Genomic DNA, 4,355 nt, shown 5'->3' with positions numbered 1-4,355 from the left:
TCCACTTTTACGGGGGAAGATCAGGATAGTGGAAGCTCGACCTCATTCTTCTCAGCTGTCAGGCCGACCAATGCGCTTAGCGAAAAACCGGGGCCACCCACGAGGCCTAATCCCAAGCCACTTGGCAGGTTGCGCTTCACGAACGCATCGTCGAGGTCATCCAAGGCCTGTTCTGCCTCGGGCTTGAGGGCATCCTCGACATCGCTCTCCGCAACCTTCTGGCCGAGTTTCGCTCGGAGTGTTTTGTCGTTGAGAAGACGCTCTAGAGCGGAGCCTTGAACCAGCCGAAGATCGCGGTCGTTGCGATCATCACCTGTCAATCGGACCACGCCGATCTTGCGGCGCACGGCGACGGAGAAGTGATCAAACGTGTCGTCGGGCTGGCTAACTTCGTAGACGAGTTCGAAGTCCGGGGTGCCAACCACGCGCACACAATAGACGAGGTCGGTCGGCGGTGGGTCGTCAGCGACCAATGCGGGGAGCTTCGCGTTCTCCCCATCCCACTCCCAAGGCCAAGCAGCTTTGCGCTGTTCTGCAATACCGGTCGCGAGCGGCAACGACATCGTCGCGCTGATCTCGAAGCCGTTTTCGTGGTTGCGTTGCCAGTAGTCGGAGTCGCTCAAACCGGTCGCGTTGGTCGGATTGAGCAGCAAGGCAATCGCTTCGAGGATGGTGGTCTTCCCGGCATCCCCACCACCCAGGATCACGTTGACACCCTTGGCTGGACGCCAAGTCAGTTCCTCTATCCCGCGAAACCGTTTGATGGTCAGCAGGCGGATATGCGGCACTTCAGCCGTAGTGTTGGTTTCTTGCCCCGACATGCAGCAAAGCTAACCGATGGCTGTGTCGTATGGAAATTCTCTTCTTAACCACACGAAATGTCGCTGATCTTGGTCACCCTAGCGGCGGGTTGGCACGTTAAGTCACGAGGTCTGCTCTCAGGCGGGATCAGGATTACCGCTAGTGGCGCAACCAAGCCGCTCCTACTTCGCGTCCTCACTGGAGGCGGGCTCGCCGCTTCCCTGGGCGCGAAGCCAGAGAATGGTCCGGCGGACTGCGGCCGAAGCATGTTCTGATCCGACGGCGACCAGCTGGCCACCATCGGGAATAAAGCCCCAGGGCGCAACGAGCTCTCCGCTTCGAACGGCGTCAACCACGAGATGCCAAGGCAGCACCGCAGCTCCTAGTCCGGAAACCGTCGCGTCTAGCACATGATGGAGATGGGAGAACGATCGGGTTCGATCATGGGGGACGGCGATGCCTGTGGCCTGCTCCCAGTCCGTCCATCCGCGCGCGTGACTGGCGGCCACTAGTCGCGGCAACTCCGCCAACCGATCCTCCAGCCCGGCGGCGACCACGACGCCGACCCGGTTCTCCGCGAGGGGATGGACCTCGGGATCGAGCAGCCGGGGACCGTCGAGCAGGCGGACGACCAGGTCAGCGTCTCGCGCACGCACAGCCTCCACGGGCAAATCGGAAAGTTCGAGGGTCAGGTCGGGGTGGCACCGTTCAAAGTCTCCGAGTCGCGGAATGAGCCACTTCACGGCCAGACTATTGTGGATGGCGATAGTAACGCCTGCGCGCACACGCACGCGACGGACGGCTTCGCTGAGCGCATCAAAACCGGGCGTGAGCCCTGCGAGCAGTTCGCGGCCTGCGGCGGTCAGTTGTAGACGTGATCTGGGTCCCTCGAACAGGCGCACGCCTAAGCATGCCTCCAGCGCCTTCACCTGCCGACTGACGGCGCTGTGTGTCACGTGTAGGTCAGCCGCCGCGCGGGTGGCGCCGCCTAATCGCGCCATCGCTTCAAACGCCCTCAGGGCGTTGAGGGAGGGCAGCCCCCTCGGGCTTGTGAGATTTTCGAACACCCCGATGTCGATAAGTCGCTTCCTTGGCGGCCACAAGCAGGCGACTGCGCGGCATGCGCAATTGGCTCCTCGTTCCGACGCTCGGTTTCGGCCAGATGGTCGCCTTCGCCTCGAGCTATTATCTCTTGGGGGTCCTTGCGGATCCGATGGCCGACGCAGCGGGTGGACAGCCGGCCCGCCTCTTCGCCGCGCTTTCCGCGGCCTTTCTCCTCTCGGCCGTTCTTACGCCCTTCGCGGGGCGAGCGATCGAGAAACGCGGCGGACGCACTGTCCAGGCGTTCGCTCATGTCGCCTTCGCCGTGGCGCTCCTGGTCATGTGTACTGCTCGGGGCCCGTTCGGGCTCTGGCTTGGAGTCACGCTCCTCGGCGTCGGCATGGGCTCAGGTCTCTACGGCACGGCGTTCGCCATCCTTGTGGAACTTCGAGGGACCGAGGCGCGCCGGGGGATCACCGCCGTATCCCTTATCGGGGCGCTCGGCGGAGGGCTTGGCTGGCCGATAAGCCGGGCGCTGCTGGAAGCCGGAGATTGGCGCCTCGCCTGTGGCTCTTGGGCTCTGGCTCATCTCCTGCTGTGCCTGCCCCTGACCCTCGCCCTCGTGCCGCGCCGACTGAGGGGCGGCGACGTTTCTGCGGAAACCGCGAAGGCTGATTGCATCGTGTGGGACCGAAAGATGCTTCAGCTCGCTGGCTTGTTCTCGGGGGCCTGGGTGGTCTCAACCGCTATGGGGGCGCACCTCCCGCGCATTCTGGCGGGCCTCGGCATGACAACGACGGACGCGCCGTGGGCCGCGGGACTGATGGCGATGAGCGCGATCGTCGCGCGGGTATTCGACCTCGTCGTGCTCCATAAATCCCATCCGCTGACGACCGTGCGCCTAGCCTGCCTTTTTCACCCCGTCGGCGCTCTCACGGCGCTCGCGACGGCGGGCAAGGCCGTGGTCTTGCTGCCTATCGGTCAAGGCCTCGGGAACGGCCTGCTGTCCGTGGCGTCGGGCGTCTTACCGCTCCAGATATATGGGCCGGACCGTTATGCCGTCCGTCAGGCGATGGTGCTGACGCCGGCCCGCTACCTTCAGGCCGGGGCGCCAGTGGTTTTCGCACTGGCGCTGGATGTCTCGGTGACGCTCGCTCTCGTACTTTCGAGCGCGGTCTGTCTCGCCATGCTGTCGTTGACCCTCGGGCTAGCGTCGAAGAGGTGATCGACGCTCGATCTGTCCTCGCGTCAACGTCAGGTTTTCGACTGGATCCAAAGGTCCGCTGCTGGCGCATAGGCGACCTAGCAAGCGAGTTGGAAGAGTGGTCGGGCCTATTCGCCATGCGCTTAGCCGGTGCCCCGATAGGAGGGCAGATATTCTCTTCGCGCTTATGCGAAGTGGTACGGTCTCCGATCATGCCGCCACATGGTGACTGCAGATGTGGCTGGCCTGCGCCGCTTCCATTGCACTGGCGGGCTGGGGGGCGGTTCGCAAAAAATGGGAGCTGACAGCGCTAACCAGAAACTAACCAGAAATGCATGGAAAAGGGTCGCCACTATCGACATTATTCGCTCACGAGAAGGGCTCAGATCTCAATCGTCGTCTGGTTTTCGATCAGAGCGCAGTTCGTTGACATCGAGGGGGTCACAGGTTCAATCCCTGTCGCGTCCACCATTTCCCTTTCTTTTCAGATCAGTCGCCGTCAGCTCCGGCTGGCGTTCGCGCGCTAGAGCAGGCGTCCCTGATCCGACGTCCGGACGGCCGTGTCCGTCATCAGGCCGCGGTGGCGAAGCTCGGTCGCGGCGGTGAAGGCGATGTCGATGTCGCGTCCCGACGCCAGGACCTGAAGCCGGTCGGCATCCACCGCGCTCCACGGCTTGCCGCGCTCGGGGCCGGCGGGCACGCGGGGCAGCAGTCCCGGTTCGCGGCTCCAGGCCAGCAACTGCTCGACGGTCGTCTGGTTCAGCATGTCGCGCAGATGATGCGCGGTGACATAGGCGTCGGGCAGGGCGCGATGCGCCGGCAGGCCGAGCTCATGCACCAACCCTTCGGGTCGACGCAGATAGCGCAGCATCTGGTTGGAGAAGCGCGGCAGGTCGGGCCACAGCCGCAGGGCGCATTTCCACGTGCAGATCCACCTTGCGCCGCCTGACAGGGCAGGGGTGCAATACCGCTGCTCGAAGCTGGCGCGGTGAGCCGCCAGGGCGATCACGCCCGTCTCCGGGCGAAGGATGGGCGGCGCGACGGCCTTCCAATAGCCGGCGTCCTGAACCCACTCGTCCAGAATGTGGTGAACCGCCATGGTGTCGGGCGAAATCGGCCGGCCGGGATTTACGAAACGGGCGCCGCGCGTCGCATCCAGACGCCATGGGCCGGCCCCGTCGCGCACCACGTCCTGCCAGCCGATCTCGCAGACGTCCTGAGGGCCGGATCCGGCCGTCTCCAGGTCGATGACGCGGACACGTTGAGGGGATGGCGTAAAGTCGGTCTGATCTTCCCCCGTAAAAGTGGA

The 4,355-nt window shown here is 64.1% G+C and carries 4 protein-coding genes; 1 reads left to right on the top strand and 3 read right to left on the bottom strand.

Annotation, left to right across the window (positions count from 1 at the left end):
- Positions 1–20: 20 nt before the first annotated feature.
- Together VH88_RS15195 and VH88_RS15875 are read right to left on the bottom strand one after the other, a co-directional pair.
- Positions 21–821, bottom strand: a complete 801-nt coding sequence (locus VH88_RS15195) for an AAA family ATPase (RefSeq protein ID WP_045811998.1) — start codon at positions 819–821, stop codon at positions 21–23.
- A gap of 162 nt (positions 822–983) precedes the next feature.
- Positions 984–1,868 carry a LysR family transcriptional regulator gene (locus VH88_RS15875; RefSeq protein WP_255360449.1) on the bottom strand — a complete coding sequence of 295 codons (885 nt, stop codon included), beginning with the start codon at positions 1,866–1,868 and terminating at the stop codon, positions 984–986.
- A gap of 53 nt (positions 1,869–1,921) precedes the next feature.
- Between VH88_RS15875 and VH88_RS15185 the strand changes: the two genes are divergently transcribed.
- Positions 1,922–3,067: an MFS transporter gene (locus tag VH88_RS15185; RefSeq protein ID WP_045811997.1), complete on the top strand. Its 1,146-nt coding sequence runs from the start codon at positions 1,922–1,924 to the stop codon at positions 3,065–3,067.
- A 502-nt stretch (positions 3,068–3,569) separates the two neighbouring features.
- Here VH88_RS15185 and VH88_RS15175 read toward each other — a convergent pair.
- Positions 3,570–4,355 (bottom strand): DNA polymerase III subunit epsilon (locus VH88_RS15175; RefSeq protein WP_052689646.1); only part of this gene is annotated, 786 nt, incomplete at its 5' end.

Origin of the sequence: Brevundimonas sp. KM4, from assembly GCF_000964075.1 — a bacterium.
Classification (GTDB): domain Bacteria; phylum Pseudomonadota; class Alphaproteobacteria; order Caulobacterales; family Caulobacteraceae; genus Brevundimonas; species Brevundimonas huaxiensis.
Note: the sequence above shows the minus strand (reverse complement) of the source record. Positions and strands in the feature narration are given on the sequence as shown.

Excerpts from the sequence above, each read along its gene's own strand:
- VH88_RS15195 (WP_045811998.1), bottom strand. The coding sequence starts at position 821 with ATGTCGGGGCAAGAAACCAACACTACGGCTGAAGTGCCGCATATCCGC.
- VH88_RS15185 (WP_045811997.1), top strand. The coding sequence starts at position 1,922 with ATGCGCAATTGGCTCCTCGTTCCGACGCTCGGTTTCGGCCAGATGGTC.